This is a genomic window from Flavobacterium sp. (assembly GCF_023151265.1).
Classification (GTDB): Bacteria; Bacteroidota; Bacteroidia; order Flavobacteriales; family Flavobacteriaceae; genus Flavobacterium.
Map to the genome: position 1 here is coordinate 1 of NZ_JAKLJH010000038.1, position 17,665 is coordinate 17,665.

A 17,665-nucleotide genomic window follows, 5' to 3' on the forward strand; every position below is an offset into this window, starting at 1 on the left:
AATAATGAAGTAGTAAATGCAAAATATTTATTATTAAGAAGAAGCGGAGAAGCTACTGCATCAGATTTATACGAGATTAAAAGTAAAGGACCAAAAGTTTTTTCAACAGTCCATTTAGATAAACTTAAATATCCACCATCAAAGAAACCAAAGGAGTATTATTTAGCTATTGATATTCAAAAGGTAACAGCTCCTGAGTTTGAAAATGTAAGTTGGGATTTTAAAGAATTGGAAGAATACAAAAAAATACAAGAAATCATAAAAAATCCGTATTCTAAAGTAGGTATGCCTTTTACTGTGTCACTTACTAAATTGATGAATAAGAAAGCTAAATAGAAACAACATCTAATTCCTTTTTTGAAAGGAATACTTAAATTTAGAATTGAGCAGAATAATTTTATTTAACTCGAATTATATAAGTTTTAAATTAATAAATATATATTAAGAAAATCAATGTCTATAAAATCAGAAGTTGAAAATAGTTTAAAAAAACGTTGGGAAGGCTTTAAAAATCATAATGATTTAATTAGTTGGTGTAATATTGAAAAGCAAACTAATCAAAAAATTCTTTTATCTTTGAATTATTAACTAAATACTCTCTTAGCAAAAGTCCAATTTAGTTTGAAGACGTACAATTTTATGACATTATACGATAACAAATACATTTTCATTAAAGACCTTGGTAATGGTGGTTTTGGCAAGGTTTTTTTAGCGAAAGAAAGAGTATCAAATCGTTTTGTTGCGATCAAGCAATTATTAATTGAAAACAAATTTTTACAAGAAAATATAATCCATGAAATTGAAACAATAGCAAAATTTGAAAATCCAAATATTGTTACCTTCTACCATCACTTTAGAGAAGAGGGTATCTTTTATCTTGTAATGGAATATTGTTCTGGTGGTAGTTTGAGAGATAAAATAAATAGCAATACATATACAAATGCAGAAGCTATTGATTGGATGATAACTCTAGCAAAAAGCCTAAGAATAATTCACAAAAAAGGAATTATTCATCACGATATCAAACCTGATAACATACTTTTTACTCAGAATGGTACAATTAAAATTGCGGACTTTGGAGTAGCTAATAAAGACATAGGTACAAAGTCGTATATGAGCCCAGAAGCTTTTAGTTGGGATGTTAAAAGCACAAATGATCCAAGAATTGATATTTATGCTTTAGGTGTTACATTAATGGAATTACTAACCAAGAAAAATCCATTTTCAGGATTATCAAGTGACGAAATTATGGAGAAACACCTATCAGCGGATTTCCCAATACAAAAACTTCCAAATTGGCAACAAGAGATAATTTTAAAAGCAATCAATAAAACGCCCGAACTAAGATTTCAATTTATGATTGAATTGGAAGAAGCTTTGAATGCAAAATCAGTTCCTATAATATTCAATAAAGACAACCTAAAAGCAGCTGAATTAATTGCTTTAGCAGACAAAGCCTTAAAAACTAATAAATGGCGTAACGCTCTCAATTTTTTAGAATTAGCGCAAAAACAATACAAAAACAATGTAGCAGTATTACAAGCATTAGGTAAATACAATTTAAGAATTCAAAAGATTGAAATAGCTAAAAGTTTTTATGAAAAGGCACTAAAACTCAATCCAAGACTTGATGTTCAAAAGGATTTAGGTTGGATTAATTTGGAAGCAAAAAAATATCCAATCGCTATAGGATTATTATCAGACCATCTTCATAGAAACCCAGCAGATTATGAAGCCTATAATCTTTTAATTCGTTGTTATTACGAAACAGACAGATACGAAACAGCAATGGAACTTTCCAAAATGATTATGGATGCTAATCCATCGTTACCTTGTTTTGCCAATAATTATTTTATTGCTTTTGTATTAAATAGTAATGGAAAATCAATTCCTCCAAAAACAAAAGCAGAACAAAAAGACAATCCATTTATTGAATATAATCTTTCCGTTATTACAGAAAAAGCATCAAGTCATAACTTGAAAAAGTCACCAACGCTAAAATCGAAACTTTTATTTATGGATTTTCAGTTCAACAATATGAAAGAAAATACAATAACAATATTAGAAACCAATAATAAAGTTCAAACATCTAGCACTTTTAATAACCCAATAATAAAATTCGGAAGAGAAGAATACAATCAAAACGATATAAAAGTATCAGGTTCTACAGCAGTTAGTAGGAGACATTGTGTTATAATAAATACCAAGGACAATGTTTGGTTATATGATTTGGATAGTACTGGAACAGAAATAAACGATGAATTGGTAGTAAACAAAGTTCCATTAATAGGTCACAACACTATCAAAATTAAAGACATTTATTTCGCACTAACTACAGACAAAACCAAGTTAATTTAATTTTCTAAAAATCGAATAGAATTATTAACCAATCCATTGTATAGGCAACTGCTGTAACTATTAATTTAAAATTCTAATAGAAAACAATAAAAAAATCTGTCTTAGATAATTTGTCTCTCAAGATTAAGAAATGACAAAATTTAAGACAGATTAGAATATCTAATTATGTAAATTAACTATTCAGATTAATTCGTGAATCAGAAAGTTATAAATTCTAAAACAACAAGTAATATTATTTACAATATTGTTCAATAAGTGTATTAGCTTTTTCAATATCATTTTCACTTGCTTTTAATAAATCAGCACACAAACCATCAAATTGTTTTAATTCAATTTTTGCGAGAGCTCTTGCCATGTAAGCATCTGCTAATTCAGAATCTAGTTCAATAGCTTTCGTATAATCTGCTAAAGCTCCTTCAAAATCATTTAAAAAACTCTTTGCAACACCTCTATTATGAAAAGCAAAACTATCATTCGGTGATAATTTTATAAGTAAGTTGTAGTCTTCTATTGAACCAACATAGTTATTTAAATCACTTTTTGCAGAAGCTCTAAAAAAATAAGCTTCTAAATTTCCATCATTAAATTCAATTGCTTTTGAATAATCTTGGATAGCACCTTCATAGTCTTTAATTTCATTTTTAGCGTAACCTCTTTGTAAGTAAACAAAATCATTATTAGGTTCTAATTCTAATGATTTATTATAATCAGCAATAGCAGCAGGAAAATCATTTAGTTCTAAATAGATTACTCCTCTGTTATAATAAGACTCTGCATCAGAAGGTTTTAATTTTATAGCAATAGTATAATCAGCTATGGCTCCTTCAAGATCATTCAAATTATATTTTGCATCAGCTCTGTTAAAATAAACAGGATTAAAATTAGGATCATATTCTATAGCTTTTGTAAAATCTTCAATGGCTCCTTGATAGTCTTTTAAATCTTTTTTAGCAACACCTCTATTACTGTAGGCATAAACATAATTGGGCTTTAATTGTATAGCTTTTGTAAATTCAACAATGGCTCCTTCATGGTCTTCTAATCGAAGTTTAGACAAACCACTTTTAAAATAGTCTTCTGCTGTTTGACAGTAAGAAGAAATGGCAAAGCTTAAAAAAGCATATAAGAATAGTTTTTTCATTTTTTAAAGTTTTAATTAATAGTAAGGTTAAAGTTAATACGTTGGGTTAATAATTGTGTACGGTTTTCCGTAAATCAAAATAAATTAGAATCAAATCACCGTTTAATTTATACTACAAAACATTTATTACGTGTAAAAAAATCAAACGATATTCTTGTAATAACGTATCTATTAGTTAAAACAATATAATGCTAATGAAAAAAATGTAAACTATTAAAGCTTATAGATGAAAAGTAAATAAAATTTCATTACCTCATTCAGCTGCACAAAAATCGCTCCTAGTCCAAGTATTCCTAGCATCAATTCTTTGTTTGCTTCATTTCGCTAATTTTACTAAAACTAAAAACTTTTGATTATGGAAAATCCTTTTGAGTTAATAATGGAAAGATTAGATAGAATTGAAAAAGCAATATCCAATCTAAAAACAGAAAATAGTATTGTAGCAGAATCCAAACCAATGAATTTGAAAGAAGTGGTTGCTTATATGGGTACTTCTACATCTGCAATTTATAAGTTAACATCAACTGCAGAAATCCCACATTACAAATTAGGTAAAAAGCTATTTTTTAAAAAAGAAGAAATAGATGAATGGATATATGCAAATAAAGTCAAAACAAGACAAGACATAGAAAATGAAGCCAATGAATACATTGCTCGAAAACGAAATCCTTTTAGATAAACGAAATCCTTTTTTAAAATAGGAACGCTTCGCTGAAGTAGTTTCACCCACCCAGTCCAACGCTCCCCACCGCACTAGTGGTATTTTGTGTGTTTTTAGCACTTGTTTTCCCCACAGTAAGTCAATAAAAAAAGGCTCCCTGTTTTCCCAACCCCTCGCGCACAGTCCGCCTTTTTTTATCCACTTACACCCAATCCAAAAAACAAACGCTAAAAACACACAAAAACCACTCCCAAGCTATTATTACATAATAAACCTTATAATTCATTCCCAACACCCCACGCAGTCCCCCTGAAAGTTATAAGGGTTATTATGTAAAATATCCGCGCCCAGCCGCACCCACCCGAAAAAAAATAGGAACGCTACCGCTAACGTAATTTTCATTGTTTTTTGAAGATGCTTCCCATTTTCAGTTCACACTCTCCACTGAACACTCTCCACTGAACACTGAACACTTTCAAAGCATCCTCAAAAATCAAACTATCACAAGAGTGTGTTTTTATTTGCAACTACAACCGATACACCATGTAAGCAAATAAAAAAACACCCTTGTTTACCAGTCCCGATTGAACACCCCTAAAACCCCATTTCACAAGAACATTTGGGGTAAACATTTTTACAAAAAAAAGGATAAAAAAGAAGCCAAAGGTTTGTTCCGGGTATTCAAAAAAGCAAGTTCAAGCCTTCGGTTCCGGATAAAATCTCCACCCATACATTTTCAATACCACCACATCCTCTTACCGTTACCCCAGACGCATATGGGTAGTATTTTATCCGAAAAACTTGCTTTTTTAAAACCCTCCACAAGGCAAGACGGCTTTCTTTTTTTTCCTTTTTTCTTTTGCAAAAATGTGTGTGGGTCATCTCGGTTTTCAATCACATTTTGTGCAATCACGGAGGAAAGACGAAGGAATTTAACCCTTTAAATCCTTGTTTTATGGACACAATTTTTATCAAAACCCACCAACCTGGGGCGAAGTATGACAAACCGCATTTTTTCGTATTATCGAAAGGACTAAATAGCGGAAAACCTCAAAACGAACCCTTTACAAACAGCTTTGTATTAGTCTTTCAGACCGAAGAGCAAAAAGAAAACGTGTATTGGATAGCTATGAGCTTATGGAAAACCAACTTCTGGCATCCGTTCTTAAAAGGTTCCGTTATTCCATTTTTATCTCTCTATGAATTCAAAAAAGAGTTCAATCCAAAAGCCACCCGATTGATGCGTGAACATGAGCTGCATCATAAAAACATCCAAGCACTAAAGCTGCTGCAAGAACAAGAAGCCCATCACGCAAAAAACATCCACCTAATCAACGAAATCCGTAACGCAATTTTACTCCGTTACAGAAACAAATAACACAAACCTGGCCCCGATGGGCTAGGTTTTTCTATTTTAATGAGAATTCAAATAAATTAGTATTTTTATAAACTGATAAATAACTATTTAAAAGTTTTTAGAAATATGAAAGTAAATCTTTTTGGACAAGAAATAGAGAGAAAATATTTGATGATTGCAGTTGGTGTGATTTTAATTTTAGGAGTTGGTTATATAAATCATTCTAACCAAACTAAACATTTGGAAAAGTATGAAAACAATAAATCCAACAATAATAGTAATCACAATTCCAACAAAATCCAAAATGATAATATTGAAGAATCAAATATTTATGGAATAGATGAAAATTATTTTGCTTTTGAAAGTACAAATAATGATAAAGAAATAGATGGTGTAATTACTCAAACAAATATTGAAAAGACAATTCACTATTTTGATTTAAAAAACAATAAAATTAGGTTAAAAACTTTCATCCTTGATAAAATGATTCAATATGAATACAATATCAAAGATTATTATTTACAGGAAGGATTAGCTGCTAAAACACATGTTTTCGTAATAGATGATTTAGGTGTTAAAGAAATATGGATTAGTTTCGATGTTCCAAACTTAGGATATGATTATGAAGATGGCTCAAGAATAGCATGCTACGATTTAAAAAGAATTGATTAAACCCTGTACCGAAGCAAAACAATACAAAACCGCAATATAAACGCACCAATTATATAAAATTGAAAAAAGCGGTGCAATTGGGTATAAAACAAAAAAAAGCCCCTGAAATAGGAGCTTTTAATGGCGATTTTTAAACAATTTTTTGATTATTCAACCCTGTCTTCCTTTGGAACTCTCGATTCTTCATCGTCTTGTACTGCGGTTTGTGATACTGCCGACAATACACCACCGCCCAGGACTAAATAACCTGCAGCTGCTACTAATCCAGCTGGCAATGCTATCGGCGATGCGATGATAGTTCCTCCAACGGTTGCCAAGGCTAAACCAATTGTTCTCAATACTTTGAAAAACTTTGGTGTTGGAGCTTTTACTCTTTGAACGATATTCATTTCATTACTTTTCATGTTCGTGATTTTTAAAGATGGATAATTCTAATTTTTGTACTCGGTGTTCTAAATAATCTACTTTTTGGTTCAGTAAATCACTGCTGCTTTTAAACTCGGTTTTAATGAGTAATGCCATGGTTTTTACTTCAACAAGGTCTTTTTCCATTCGTTTGAAATCTGTGTGCAATTGTTTGATAAAATAGGCTACAACCGATAATAATAAGCTTATTAAACTTCCAAAAAGTACCATTAATTGTGGAGCTTGTTCCATGGCATTACTTGTTTAAAATTGGAAATTGTTTTCGATACTAATCTTATTTGCGTTGTTCTTTGCTAATGCAACTAGCTTAGGATAAATCATTTGATAAGCCATAACACTTTGGGTAACTCGGTAATCGCCCTGGATAAATTGGAATCCAAATCCACAAAGGGGACAACCTGCGGTATCTTCAATCGTATTTCCTGTGTGGATATACACATAACTGAAATTTGGTAATCCTGTAATTTCAATCATACCTTCATGAACTTTTCCAAATACCTTTTTGTAATTGACATTTTTAGCTCCCCAGGTGTTAAGCTGAAGCGAGTAGGTTCCTGTCGGTATAGCAGTCTGTCCCTTGATTTTTTCAGTTCGTATTTTGTCTTCAAGTAAATAACATTGAAATACTCCGTTGATATATAATTGGCTTAAAGTACTTTGTTTGCCTTGTGCTACGCGAATGATTTTTGTTTCCATGTGAATTGAATTAGTAAGTTAAAACAAAAAATCCCCCAGAACTTCTGAGGGATTTGTAAGTAGGATTCTTAAAATGCGTCCTCAATTTTCAAGCAGTTACCAGTTGCAAACAAGTAATAGTTTGAACCTACCTTTTGATAGAACTCAATTCCAATACCTTGAAGAACGGTAACATCAGCTGATGGAGTGATACCATTTGGCAAAGTTGCTGTAATGGTTGTTGCAGTTGCAGGAGCATACAAATCCATAAAGCCACTAAATTGAACATCACTCACTTCATTCTGTGCTGTGTCGATAGGATCATAACTATTCGTTACAGCATTGTAAGCAAAGTCACTTACAACAGAAAGCGTGTGAATCAATCTAAAGTGAGTAGCACCTGCAGGAGCATTAATCAAATTCGCTGGATTAAACGCAGGAATTACAAAATCCGCTGTGTTTCTTGCTGGGTCATGCGTAACACTGTAAGGAGCGTTGAAAATACCATTCAAGGAAGTGTTTTTGTCAAACTCAAAACCTACCAAGTAATTTCTTTGAGTAGTAATCTCAATTTTACGATAACCTCTGGCTTCGGTTTGGTCTTCCAAGTTGATTTTTTTCATAATCGCGGTTAAACGTCCTGCTACTTGCGTATCAGACATTTGCTTAACGATTTGTGATAAACCAGTTCTAACTGATTTTCCTGCTTTAGCACAAGCACCAAACTCGTTCATGTTCTCACGAGTTCTTTCAAATTCTGGAGCTGATAAAACTTGCTCTCCTGAAGGTCCACCTACCATTCCGGCAAAGTACCCTTCTTGTCCTTTAATTTTAAAGTGGCGAACATCTCCAAGAGTTCCCACATACTTTAAAACGCCTTTCTGTCTAGCCATTTTGTAAAGATTTTAGAAGTTAATATTTAAGTGAAATTTTATACTCAAATATCATTCATTATCTTTGATTTACAATAACTTAAATAACTGAAAATCAATGCAATACAATGCAAAAGCACCCTATTTGGTGGAAACCCATTGGCAAATAGAAGAAGTCTTAGATGGAGATAGCATAATCATTTGCAATCTTTTCACTCGTTTGCGAAAAGAGATACGACTATATGGTTTAGATGCACCAGAAGTAAAGTATAATAGAAAGATGAAAGAGGACGAACAGAAAACCCATTTAGCAGCCCAATTTTTAATCCAATTAGGATTGGAAGCCTTGCATTATGTTTTGAGCGTAGCACCTCCTAAAACAGTTGTAACGATAATTACAGAACAGGATAACTTCTACGATTATTGGAATCGACAATTAGGATATGTAATATTACCAGGAGGGGAGTGCTTGAATGATTTGCTTTTGATCAATGGATATGCAAAAGCAACTAATGAATATTATTGTGGAAGATTGGCTGAATTTCAAAAGATGAATCGTAAAGCGCAACTAAAGAAACGAGGTATTTATAAGCGTGTGAAAAGGTTCTGATTTGTTGTACTTATGTTGTACTAATGGAGTTTTGATTTAGTAAAATATCAGTAAAATCAATACCTTACGTATGTAATGGAGCTAAACCGCTGTTATGCACAGTTATTTTATTAGTCATTTATTTTATTCATTGGTTTTGTCAAAAAATATCCTTCAAAAAAGCCTTTGTTCACGGTAGCATTATATTTTTCGCCTATTGAAAAAGATTCGTAATTTCTTCGTTTAACTTTGTTTTTTAATCTTCCACTACTTGAGTTGAATATTATATAGTAGTCTGTTGCTTTTCCGTGAGAAATATTTTTATCAATAACTACTAGTTCAATCTTTTCAACTATACTATTTTTAAACCAATAATTGAGATTCATACGTAATGCCATTTCTAATAAGAAACTAAAAAGAAATGATAAAATTAAAAGTCCAAAGATTGAAATTACTTTCTTTAATTTAGATATTGGTAAGTCTATGTCAATTTTGTCAAGTTTTATCAGAATTATAATAGAAATTATGTGAGTAATTGATAATGTAGTTATAGCAGTAAGATTTATACTAAAACCTTTCTCAAGATATATGTTATCTAATGTAAAAAGCCCAATAAGGAGTAATGTAATAGCTAATAGAAATGGAAATGTAATAATAATAGCAGAAACCTTTTGTCTTCTAGTTACAGTTTTACTTTTCATTTAATAATTCAGTTTTGGGTTGTCGCTATATTGTGCATAACGTTCTGCGGCTTGCTCTCAGTGGCGTTGCACCAACACCAAGCCATTACAAATATAACAAAACATTCCATTCAGCAGCGGATTTTCCGTAGGAAAATCCGGAAGTAGCCATTGAAGCAAACCGCTGTTGTACCTTCGTGCTTTCATTTTTTTATTTCATAGTGACCTCCATTTGGATGTTTGCTTGAAGATTCACAAGTCCAGAATTTATTTGATTCAACCCAAACTAAATTTATTTTATTTTTTTCGTACCATTCTTTGATTGCTTTTTTAAACTTCTTCCGATTTTTCCTTTTATCCAAATTTATATGATAATAACAATATCCACAGTCATAATCTTCAGGATTTACATTTAGTAATTCTGCTGTTGGAATACCATGAATTATTTCTTCAAGTGCAATAAAAGCCATTTTTCCTAATGTACATTGTCCACCTTGATAAGGAAAACTCGCTGGAGTTTCTTTTGTATTGTCTATTAACTCTATTAAGTATGGGATTGCTTTTTCTTTCAGTTTTATAACATTCCATAAATATCTGTCTCCACATCCTCTTGTTTGTAAAATACTATCAGATGATTCATTAGGCATTAACAATTCAGTATAAGGAACTTCAGTTGAAAAAATCAAACTGTCTATTTGTTTTTTCATGTCTATTTGTGCAAATGTTAAAAAGGGAAATATTATTAAAATGTATTTAAATTTTTTCATTGCATTCTGTTTTAGCATGAGGTACAACGTTTCGTGGCTTAAAAATGTGGCGAAAAAGCAACACCAAGCCTTTACAAATATAACCAAAACTTTAAATTAAACAACTGCGCCATTTCTAAAATTCCCGAAATCAGCCATATTTTTAAACCGCTGTTGTGTGCTGCATAATATTTTCAGAACTTAAAAACTCAACACAAAGTTTATCTACAAAGTTCGGGTTTTCACGCAAAGTTTGGTTTCAGGTTTAGATTTCACAACGGATTTTTCCGAAAACGTAATTTCAACACAAAGTTTATCGACAAAGTTCGGTTTGGTTTTCGTTTTCACGCAAGATTTTCGGTAAAAATTTATTCAGAAAAAATAGGAGAGAAGCTTTCAGCGTAAGTTCGGAAAATATGTTGCACACAACGTTCCGGCGCTTGGCGAGGTTGCGAAGTTCGGAACCGATTATTTTCTATCAAAGATAAAATTTCTTGCGAAATGTAAACGTGAATTTACTACAAAATTCGCAATCTTGCCAAACGCCTGTTAGCAGCTGGCCATTACAATAACTTTTTTAGTTTTTTATAATTTACACCAAAGAAATACTTTGATGAGTCAAAGTTTATTCCTAGAACTTGATTTTCGCTACAATCAAAACAGATTTTTATTATACTTGTTATTTTATTCTCTTTTCGGAATATTAAGATGTCGCGGTAAATTGGTTCACATGAAGTTATAGGTTGTTCCTCATTTTGATTGATTTCATGGAGAGAAACTGATTTTACAATTTCAGAATTGAATTTACTATCGATTGTTTTTTTTTCGCTTTGTGATTCAATAATGTTAATTGCTGTTAAATCATTAATACTCGAAGGAGAAGCACTATACAAAATTTCATTTAGTATTTCTTTTTCTTTGTGAGCTAATCCATTATATATTTTGGAAGTTTCAGTATTGAGATGGTAATGGTCAATCTTATCATAATTGATATTGAAAGATTGTGATTCCTTTTTATTTTCTATACACGAAAATATGATTATGCTAAAAATAATTATCTGAAAGTATTTCATTGATTTAATGTTTTTAGATTACCGTTCCGATTGGCTTGCTGCTAACGTTTCGCGGCTTGCTCTCAGTGGCGTTGAGCCAACACCAAGCCATTACAAATATAACAAAACATTCCATTGAGCAGCGGATTTTCCGCAGGAAAATCTGGAAGTAGCCATTGAAGCAAACCGCTGTTGTAAGCTGGCTTTTTTCAAGCTTTTGGCAAATAACCCATTTCAAATTTTCTGATTAATTCTAAAGTTTTTTCAAAAGATTTTTTTGTTACATCAAGAATTACGACTTGATTAATTTCTGTTTCTTCATTGTGTGTTACATATATTCCATACCAAATTCCATTTTCAAAATCTTCGATACCTGTTGTCATTATTATATGCTTTGGCAAATGAAGCTTTTCAATATCAACATCACGAAATACAATTTCTTCATCAGCCATATTATGTATCAAGTCATGCTGTTTTCCAACACCATGAATGTAGCCAACATTTCTGTCTATTGCTTTTCGGATAATTTCATCAAAGTAATTTTTGTTTTCATCTTCAGTAACTATTACTAAAGCCCAATTTTCAGTTGGAAAATCTGCAATCCAATTCTTTGAAGTGTCATAAACTTCAAATGTTATTTGTCGGTTAATAATTTTTGCTAATTTTTCCATTTAGTTTTCGAGCGAAAGCTTGCTTACAACGTTTTGCGGCTTGCTTTCAGTGGCGTTAATTAATCACTGACTATTACAAATATAAAAATAAGATTTAATTAGACAGCGTATATTCTAAATAATTCCCGAGCCAAGCCATTGAAGCAAACCGCTGTTGTAGGCAGTTATTTTATAACACTTCAGCTTCTCCAATCAAATTCGGTCCTTCATGAATCCACCAAACTTGACCTTTGTTTAGATATTTTTCGATTGGTTGATTAATTAAAAAACGAACCGTAACTTCTTTTTCTTCTCCTGGTTCAATAGTAGATTGTCCCTCGAAAATTATATCTCCAATGAATGTGTTATTTAGCTCTCCTTTTTTTCCATATTCAAAAACATGATTTGGTCTATAACCGCTTATAAATCCTGTCTTTCTTCCACCATCTTCTGTTCGTATTATTTTGATTTTGGCTTTGATTGGTATTAGTTCATTTGGATTTTCATATTCTAAGTCACGAATACTTGTTAAAGTATATTTATCATAAGCCATTTTATCAAAAACTTTTGATGCTCCAGTATTAAACCAACGTTTGTATATTAGATTTCCATTCATATACAAATACAATTCGTTATCTTTTATTTCCTTAAGGATTGCCATATGTTTGTCAGTTTCTATAATTGCCTACAACGTTCTGCGGCTTGCTCTCAGTGGCGTTGAACCAACACCAAGCCATTACAAATATAAAAAAACATTCCATTCAGCAGTGGATTTTCCGTAGGAAAATCCGGAAGTAGCCATTGAAGCAAACCGCTGTTAGCAACTGTTATTGTCTTTTTTCTATAGGATTATAATTAATAAATCTATCAAAACCTTCTGGTGTATCTTTTATGTTCTGAATTTCTTTCCATTTTCCATTTTCGTCAAGTATTTTAGCTGTTATTCTTCCGTCTCTTTGGTAAACATTCGCAAACTCTTTTAAACTATCGTTTATAATTTTTAAGAAACATGTTCTTTGTCCACCAGTTAATATAAAAGCTTCAACACAGTCTATTTTTTCATTATACATTAAGTTTGGAAAGTATTCAGAGTTTTTAATCCATTTTAATGTTTTGTTTTTAGGAGAAAAAAGAATTAGAGTTTGTACAACGTTTCCGCCTCTTGCAGCCATTCCAGTTGTAAATATTATATCTTTAAATCCATCATTGTTAAAATCTTTGATTTCAGTATCTAAATTATTAATTCTCTCAGCTTCTAAAATTAAACTATCTTTTAATTTCCAATGTAATTGGTCTTTATCATAAAGATAAACTTTAGCAATAGTATTTTCTTGCGTACCAATTTTATAAACTTCAATTTTACTATTGTTTATTTGACCAAAACTAATTGAATCAGAAAAAACTTCAAGTGTGTCAATAACAATTTGTTCTTCATTATTATTTTCTGCAACAGTTTTCGGCTCTTCTTTTTTAGAACAACTAATAATTGAAAGGATAGTTATTATGTAGATTAGGTTTTTCATAATTGTTGCTAACGTTCTGCGGCTTGCTCTCAGTGGCGTTGAGCCAACACCAAGCCATTACAAATATAACAAAACATTCCATTGAGCAGCGGATTTTCCGTAGGAAAATCCGGAAGTAGCCATTGAAGCAAACCGCTGTTATGTGTAGCCTTTATTTTCATTATTATGTATGCAGTTGTCGAATTTAGAAGTGTCAAACTTCATTTCTTTTATTTCTTGTCGGTTGTTATTTATTATGCTGTTAAGTTGTTTCCAATAATTTTTATTATCGTCCCAAAACTTAGTGTTCACTTCTAATACGTTTTTCAACAAGTCTCCTTCGTAATAATCACCTTCTGCGAATATATTGTCTGTCAATGTCTCAATTACTAACGGCATTAAAAAGTAAAGTCCAATTTCTTGTCCAATCATTATTCGTAAGTCTTCGGTCGTAAAGTCTTGAAGTTGCTTTTTACGTAATGAGTTGCAAGTTTTAATTAGATAAGAACCTTCTTCTGAACCTAATTCAGGCCAAGTTTTCTTTTCAAGGTTTTCAAGTGATTTTTGTCGCCAATTATTTTCCAATTTTATTAATTGTATTTTGATTAGTAGTTAAGTATGAAATTAGCATTTTTATTTTTTAAACGTCTTATTTTCAAGGTTACACATAACGTTTCGCGGCTTGCTCTCAGTGGCGTTGAGCCAACACCAAGCCATTACAAATATAACAAAACATTCCATTCAGCAGTTGATTTTCCGTAAGAAAATCCGGAAGTAGCCATTGAAGCAAACCGCTGTTGTGCATAGTTTTTAATCAGCTTTAATATATGTCCACTTTCCATTTGATTTAGTCAGTATTAAAGACATATTATAACCTTGGTTAAAACCGTATCTATCTCCAATTTTATAATCAATTACAACAATTCCTTTATCCATTTTGTCATTAAAGCAAACTCTTGAATAGTTAAACATTAAATATTCTTTTCCAGACAAAGTTTTGTCATTTTTAATCAACATTTGGTTATATGGTTTTTCCAATTTGATTTTAGTTTTATCAAATTCTCGATAGGTTAAAGAATTGAATTTTTCTGAATTTATCAATTTGTTAAAAAGTATTGAGTTTTTTTTAGAAAAATTATTAGAAAACATCCATTCATTATCTTCCTTTATTTGTTTTATAGGAATTAATGCGTCAGATATGTAAACGTCAAAATCTAATTCCGAATTATCAATTTGTAAAGTGTCAAGTTTTAAATACTCTTTTTGTAAATTCAAGTGACTTCTTTTTAGATAATCATTTGTAATATCAGTTAAAGCTTTAATTTCTTCATTTTCGTAATCGTTTTTACAACTAGCACAAATTATTAAAATGATAAAAAAGGAGAATTTTTTCATGTAGTTTTTTTTAAATTATGCACAACGTTTTGCGGCTTGCTCTCAGTGGCGTTGAGCCAACACCAAGCCACTACAAATATAACAAAACATTCCATTCAGCAGCGGATTTTCCGTAGGAAAATCCGGAAGTAGCCATTGAAGCAAACCGCTGTTAGCAAACGGTTTTTACATTCCTACATAATCAGTTTTGGTTATTTCTATATTTTCAAGTTTATTGTTTTTTATTTTTATAGAATACCAAACTCTCCACTGATTATCTGTGTCAGGAATATTTAAGTCAGAGGTTAGGAAGATTATATTTCCAACAATATTTTCAATTTTGGTCGAGAAAAGATTACAATCAGCGTAAAATTCTGGATCAAGAATTTTTTTGAATTTAGTTTTGTCAATTCTTTTAGTGTCAAAATTTGATTCTGTAAAAAGTTTAATATCAGTCACCATTGTATGTGAATAATCTATATAAATTTGATTTTCTACTTTTCCTAAATTTCTGACTATTAAGCTGTCATTAAGACTAAAAGTTTTTAATTCTAATTTATTAATACCAATATTTTTAAATTCTTTTTGTTCAGTAATTGTATCAAGTATTATTTCCCAATAATTTAAAATTGAATCTTGTTTTTTTTCTTCTTTTTGGGCTTCGTTTTTTTTAATTATAACATTTTCAGATTCTATTTTATCCGATTTTATTTTGTTACAACTTGATAAAATTGAAAATGTAAAAATACAAAGTAGAATTCGTTTCATAGTTCGGTTTTAAACTGTTTGCTAACGGTTTTCGGCTTGGCGATGTGGCGGATTTTTAGCACAGAAGTTCAATAGAAATACTGCTGCTGAACCTTGCACAAATGTTTCATAGAAGCACTTCAGCCGCCATATTGCCAAACCGATGTTAGTGGCAGGTTTTTTTGATTTATAATTGTTCTGCGTCAATTTTTTCGATTTGTAGTAACAGTAATTTTATTTTCGCTTTTGATTGATTTACTTCGTCAAGTGTCCTAAATTTTAAATGTCTTCTGTATTTGCCATCGCCTTCTAATGCTAACTCGGTGTCAAGTTTGTAACCATATGTAAATTCAAAAGAAACGTGTTGTTTGCTTACATAAAGCCCTCCAAAGTTGTCATTGATTGAAAACAAAATACCGCCATATTTGAATGTTTCGGACAGATTAGAAATTGAAGTAAATACAACACTTCGTAAATTGGTCAATACTTCATATTTGTCAGAGTCTTTTACTTTTAGTTCAGCTAAAAACTTTTCAATTTGTTCATCTTTAGATTTCATATGTCGCTATGATATGGGTGTACAAATTTCTATTAAAAATCCGTCAAGGTCTCTGATATAAGCAACGACTTGTCCCCAAGGTTTTGTTTTTGGGATTTCAGTAATTGTCGCACCTGCATTAACTGCTGATTGAACTGTTTCTTCAACTTTGTCTGTTGTAAATGCAATTTCAATTCCAAAAGGTTTGGTCGTTAAATTACTTTCGGTAAAGCCGTCCTTCAAGTTTGAATTTGCCAAAGTCACAGAACAAAATGAAAGTGTCGTTTCGCCTACTAAAAGTTCTCCATAGTCGTTTTCAGGTGTTACAAATTTTCTTGTAAATCCAAAAGCCTGTTCATAGAACTCTATTGATTTTGTTACGTCTTTAACGTATAGAATTGTGTATGCAAATTTTATCATTATTTGTCTATTTATTTAATCAAAGTTAAAATTTTAGTTGTTCGTTCTTGTCTGTGGTGTCGTTCTGTAAACTTGCCACTAACTAGTAAATATCATCAAATGTATACAACTTTTTTAAAATTTAAAAATTAATCTTCAAGTTTTTTCTTACCTTTTATCTCAACCATCCGATCTAAAGGGCTCTGTATCTTGTCAACAGCTGTTTTTGTTAAATGCGTATAAATAGTAGTTGTTTTTATACTCGAATGTCCTAAAAATTGTTGTATATAGCGTATATCGGTACCGTTTTCTAGTAAATGTGTCGCAAAACTATGACGCAAAGTATGAACCGTAGCTTTTTTCTCTAAACCCGATAATTTTAGCGCATTACGCATCACTTGTTGTACGCTTCCAGTGCTGTAAGGTTCACCTGCAAATTGTCCTTCAAAAACATAATGTTTACCATTATAAAGCTCTCTATAAAGTTGTAATGAGGTAACAATTGAGTAGGGTAGCATCACCATACGATCTTTCTTGCCTTTAGCATTCTTAACATGAATTTTGTGCTCGTCAAACAATATATCACTCCATTTTAAACTCACAATCTCACTCACGCGTAAACCCGCGCCATAGCCTATCAATAGTAAAAGCTTATGTTTTGGATTATCTACAACTTTAAAAATTTGCAAACATTCCTCCATTGTCAATACAGCAGGTAGTTTTTTTTCTTTCTTTGGTCGCGGTAATACAAAACTATAATCAGTTTTTCCTAGTACTTGCTGGTAGTAAAATTGAACGCCATTTACCATACTATGTCCGCTCGTAGCAGATAAACCGCGCTCCATTAAAGATCCTAAAAAACGAATAATTTCCTCTCTATTTATATCCTCAGGATTTCGATATTCAAAATATCGTAAAAATTGAACAAAAGCACCACAATACGTTCGCAATGTCGAACTACTGTAATTTAGAGCTAACAAAGTGTCAATCATCTTGCCTAGATAAATTTGAACTTGCTCTGGAACCAAATCCAGTAAGCTTCTTTTCGTTTTAGATAAATCCAATTGTTTTTTATTAGGCAAATTTCGTTTGTCCAAATAATTTTTCGGAAGCAATGAGGTAATAGTTATACCAGAAGATTCAAACTGCAAATGCAACGAATCCATAACAGCAGGTGCTGCCGGAAGCAAATAACAACCCTTAATCTTACTGTAGCGAGCCATCGA

22 protein-coding genes and 1 pseudogene are annotated in these 17,665 nt (G+C 31.4%); 6 read left to right on the forward strand and 17 right to left on the reverse strand.

Annotation, left to right across the window (positions count from 1 at the left end):
* Both L6Q46_RS05195 and L6Q46_RS05200 read left to right on the forward strand, forming a co-directional pair.
* A pseudogene (locus L6Q46_RS05195) lies at positions 1-336 on the forward strand (hypothetical protein); the annotation flags it as partial.
* Positions 337-621: 285 nt separating this feature from the next.
* On the forward strand, positions 622-2,358 hold the full coding sequence (locus L6Q46_RS05200; RefSeq protein ID WP_291283416.1) for an FHA domain-containing serine/threonine-protein kinase: 1,737 nt from the start codon (positions 622-624) through the stop codon (positions 2,356-2,358).
* Between the two features lie 232 nt (positions 2,359-2,590).
* Here L6Q46_RS05200 and L6Q46_RS05205 read toward each other — a convergent pair whose 3' ends face one another.
* Positions 2,591-3,499 (reverse strand): tetratricopeptide repeat protein, encoded by a 909-nt coding sequence (locus L6Q46_RS05205; protein WP_291283417.1) that lies wholly within the window; start codon positions 3,497-3,499, stop codon positions 2,591-2,593.
* A gap of 355 nt (positions 3,500-3,854) precedes the next feature.
* On the opposite strand from L6Q46_RS05205, the gene L6Q46_RS05210 reads away from it, so the two are divergent.
* From L6Q46_RS05210 to L6Q46_RS05220, 3 genes are all read left to right on the forward strand, one after another.
* Positions 3,855-4,178 carry a helix-turn-helix domain-containing protein gene (locus L6Q46_RS05210; protein ID WP_231834738.1) on the forward strand — a complete coding sequence of 108 codons (324 nt, stop codon included), beginning with the start codon at positions 3,855-3,857 and terminating at the stop codon, positions 4,176-4,178.
* 937 nt (positions 4,179-5,115) lie between these two features.
* Entirely contained in the window at positions 5,116-5,538 is a 423-nt protein-coding gene (locus tag L6Q46_RS05215; RefSeq protein WP_291283418.1) for a hypothetical protein, read from the forward strand.
* Between the two features lie 105 nt (positions 5,539-5,643).
* Complete coding sequence (locus tag L6Q46_RS05220; RefSeq protein ID WP_291283419.1) at positions 5,644-6,189, forward strand: hypothetical protein; 546 nt, start codon at positions 5,644-5,646, stop codon at positions 6,187-6,189.
* 146 nt (positions 6,190-6,335) lie between these two features.
* On the opposite strand, the gene L6Q46_RS05225 is transcribed toward L6Q46_RS05220, so the two are convergent.
* The 4 genes from L6Q46_RS05225 to L6Q46_RS05240 all read right to left on the reverse strand — a co-directional run bounded on the left by L6Q46_RS05225 (position 6,336) and on the right by L6Q46_RS05240 (position 8,183).
* On the reverse strand, positions 6,336-6,578 hold the full coding sequence (locus L6Q46_RS05225; protein WP_291283420.1) for a hypothetical protein: 243 nt from the start codon (positions 6,576-6,578) through the stop codon (positions 6,336-6,338).
* 4 nt (positions 6,579-6,582) lie between these two features.
* Positions 6,583-6,846, reverse strand: coding sequence for a hypothetical protein (locus L6Q46_RS05230; RefSeq protein ID WP_153200084.1), 264 nt, complete (start codon positions 6,844-6,846; stop codon positions 6,583-6,585).
* 12 nt (positions 6,847-6,858) lie between these two features.
* Complete coding sequence (locus L6Q46_RS05235) at positions 6,859-7,311, reverse strand: DUF5675 family protein (protein WP_291283421.1); 453 nt, start codon at positions 7,309-7,311, stop codon at positions 6,859-6,861.
* A 68-nt stretch (positions 7,312-7,379) separates the two neighbouring features.
* Positions 7,380-8,183, reverse strand: a complete 804-nt coding sequence (locus tag L6Q46_RS05240; RefSeq protein ID WP_291283422.1) for a hypothetical protein — start codon at positions 8,181-8,183, stop codon at positions 7,380-7,382.
* 97 nt (positions 8,184-8,280) lie between these two features.
* Here L6Q46_RS05240 and L6Q46_RS05245 point away from each other — a divergent pair, with 97 nt between their 5' ends.
* Entirely contained in the window at positions 8,281-8,772 is a 492-nt protein-coding gene (locus L6Q46_RS05245) for a thermonuclease family protein (RefSeq protein ID WP_291283423.1), read from the forward strand.
* Between the two features lie 110 nt (positions 8,773-8,882).
* Here the strand turns inward: L6Q46_RS05245 and L6Q46_RS05250 are convergent, their stop codons facing one another.
* The 12 genes from L6Q46_RS05250 to L6Q46_RS05305 form a co-directional block, all read right to left on the reverse strand.
* Complete coding sequence (locus tag L6Q46_RS05250; protein ID WP_291283424.1) at positions 8,883-9,452, reverse strand: hypothetical protein; 570 nt, start codon at positions 9,450-9,452, stop codon at positions 8,883-8,885.
* A gap of 182 nt (positions 9,453-9,634) precedes the next feature.
* Positions 9,635-10,138, reverse strand: a complete 504-nt coding sequence (locus L6Q46_RS05255; protein WP_291283425.1) for a hypothetical protein — start codon at positions 10,136-10,138, stop codon at positions 9,635-9,637.
* Between the two features lie 602 nt (positions 10,139-10,740).
* On the reverse strand, positions 10,741-11,250 hold the full coding sequence (locus L6Q46_RS05260) for a hypothetical protein (RefSeq protein WP_291283426.1): 510 nt from the start codon (positions 11,248-11,250) through the stop codon (positions 10,741-10,743).
* A gap of 188 nt (positions 11,251-11,438) precedes the next feature.
* Entirely contained in the window at positions 11,439-11,900 is a 462-nt protein-coding gene (locus L6Q46_RS05265) for a hypothetical protein (protein ID WP_291283427.1), read from the reverse strand.
* A 169-nt stretch (positions 11,901-12,069) separates the two neighbouring features.
* A complete protein-coding gene (locus tag L6Q46_RS05270) occupies positions 12,070-12,540 on the reverse strand; it encodes a hypothetical protein (RefSeq protein WP_291283428.1) in 471 nt (156 codons plus the stop codon).
* Between the two features lie 166 nt (positions 12,541-12,706).
* The gene (locus L6Q46_RS05275) at positions 12,707-13,402 is read right to left on the reverse strand and encodes a hypothetical protein (RefSeq protein ID WP_291283429.1); all 696 of its coding nucleotides are present in this window, start codon (positions 13,400-13,402) and stop codon (positions 12,707-12,709) included.
* A gap of 138 nt (positions 13,403-13,540) precedes the next feature.
* Positions 13,541-13,966: a contact-dependent growth inhibition system immunity protein gene (locus L6Q46_RS05280; RefSeq protein WP_291283430.1), complete on the reverse strand. Its 426-nt coding sequence runs from the start codon at positions 13,964-13,966 to the stop codon at positions 13,541-13,543.
* A 225-nt stretch (positions 13,967-14,191) separates the two neighbouring features.
* Positions 14,192-14,776 (reverse strand): hypothetical protein, encoded by a 585-nt coding sequence (locus tag L6Q46_RS05285; protein ID WP_291283431.1) that lies wholly within the window; start codon positions 14,774-14,776, stop codon positions 14,192-14,194.
* A gap of 165 nt (positions 14,777-14,941) precedes the next feature.
* Complete coding sequence (locus tag L6Q46_RS05290) at positions 14,942-15,523, reverse strand: hypothetical protein (protein WP_291283432.1); 582 nt, start codon at positions 15,521-15,523, stop codon at positions 14,942-14,944.
* Positions 15,524-15,689: 166 nt separating this feature from the next.
* Entirely contained in the window at positions 15,690-16,061 is a 372-nt protein-coding gene (locus tag L6Q46_RS05295) for a DUF1801 domain-containing protein (protein WP_291283433.1), read from the reverse strand.
* 6 nt (positions 16,062-16,067) lie between these two features.
* Entirely contained in the window at positions 16,068-16,460 is a 393-nt protein-coding gene (locus L6Q46_RS05300) for a VOC family protein (RefSeq protein WP_291283434.1), read from the reverse strand.
* Positions 16,461-16,588: 128 nt separating this feature from the next.
* Positions 16,589-17,629 carry a tyrosine-type recombinase/integrase gene (locus tag L6Q46_RS05305; protein ID WP_291283435.1) on the reverse strand — a complete coding sequence of 347 codons (1,041 nt, stop codon included), beginning with the start codon at positions 17,627-17,629 and terminating at the stop codon, positions 16,589-16,591.
* Positions 17,630-17,665 lie beyond the last annotated feature (36 nt).

Coding starts and splice junctions, on each gene's coding strand:
- L6Q46_RS05260 (WP_291283426.1), bottom strand. CDS start 11,250: ATGAAATACTTTCAGATAATTATTTTTAGCATAATCATATTTTCGTGT.
- L6Q46_RS05225 (WP_291283420.1), bottom strand. CDS start 6,578: ATGAATATCGTTCAAAGAGTAAAAGCTCCAACACCAAAGTTTTTCAAA.
- L6Q46_RS05265 (WP_291283427.1), bottom strand. CDS start 11,900: ATGGAAAAATTAGCAAAAATTATTAACCGACAAATAACATTTGAAGTT.
- L6Q46_RS05230 (WP_153200084.1), bottom strand. CDS start 6,846: ATGGAACAAGCTCCACAATTAATGGTACTTTTTGGAAGTTTAATAAGC.
- L6Q46_RS05270 (WP_291283428.1), bottom strand. CDS start 12,540: ATGGCAATCCTTAAGGAAATAAAAGATAACGAATTGTATTTGTATATG.
- L6Q46_RS05300 (WP_291283434.1), bottom strand. CDS start 16,460: ATGATAAAATTTGCATACACAATTCTATACGTTAAAGACGTAACAAAA.
- L6Q46_RS05235 (WP_291283421.1), bottom strand. CDS start 7,311: ATGGAAACAAAAATCATTCGCGTAGCACAAGGCAAACAAAGTACTTTA.
- L6Q46_RS05275 (WP_291283429.1), bottom strand. CDS start 13,402: ATGAAAAACCTAATCTACATAATAACTATCCTTTCAATTATTAGTTGT.
- L6Q46_RS05205 (WP_291283417.1), bottom strand. CDS start 3,499: ATGAAAAAACTATTCTTATATGCTTTTTTAAGCTTTGCCATTTCTTCT.
- L6Q46_RS05250 (WP_291283424.1), bottom strand. CDS start 9,452: ATGAAAAGTAAAACTGTAACTAGAAGACAAAAGGTTTCTGCTATTATT.
- L6Q46_RS05290 (WP_291283432.1), bottom strand. CDS start 15,523: ATGAAACGAATTCTACTTTGTATTTTTACATTTTCAATTTTATCAAGT.
- L6Q46_RS05240 (WP_291283422.1), bottom strand. CDS start 8,183: ATGGCTAGACAGAAAGGCGTTTTAAAGTATGTGGGAACTCTTGGAGAT.
- L6Q46_RS05255 (WP_291283425.1), bottom strand. CDS start 10,138: ATGAAAAAACAAATAGACAGTTTGATTTTTTCAACTGAAGTTCCTTAT.
- L6Q46_RS05215 (WP_291283418.1), top strand. CDS start 5,116: ATGGACACAATTTTTATCAAAACCCACCAACCTGGGGCGAAGTATGAC.
- L6Q46_RS05295 (WP_291283433.1), bottom strand. CDS start 16,061: ATGAAATCTAAAGATGAACAAATTGAAAAGTTTTTAGCTGAACTAAAA.
- L6Q46_RS05285 (WP_291283431.1), bottom strand. CDS start 14,776: ATGAAAAAATTCTCCTTTTTTATCATTTTAATAATTTGTGCTAGTTGT.
- L6Q46_RS05245 (WP_291283423.1), top strand. CDS start 8,281: ATGCAATACAATGCAAAAGCACCCTATTTGGTGGAAACCCATTGGCAA.
- L6Q46_RS05220 (WP_291283419.1), top strand. CDS start 5,644: ATGAAAGTAAATCTTTTTGGACAAGAAATAGAGAGAAAATATTTGATG.
- L6Q46_RS05210 (WP_231834738.1), top strand. CDS start 3,855: ATGGAAAATCCTTTTGAGTTAATAATGGAAAGATTAGATAGAATTGAA.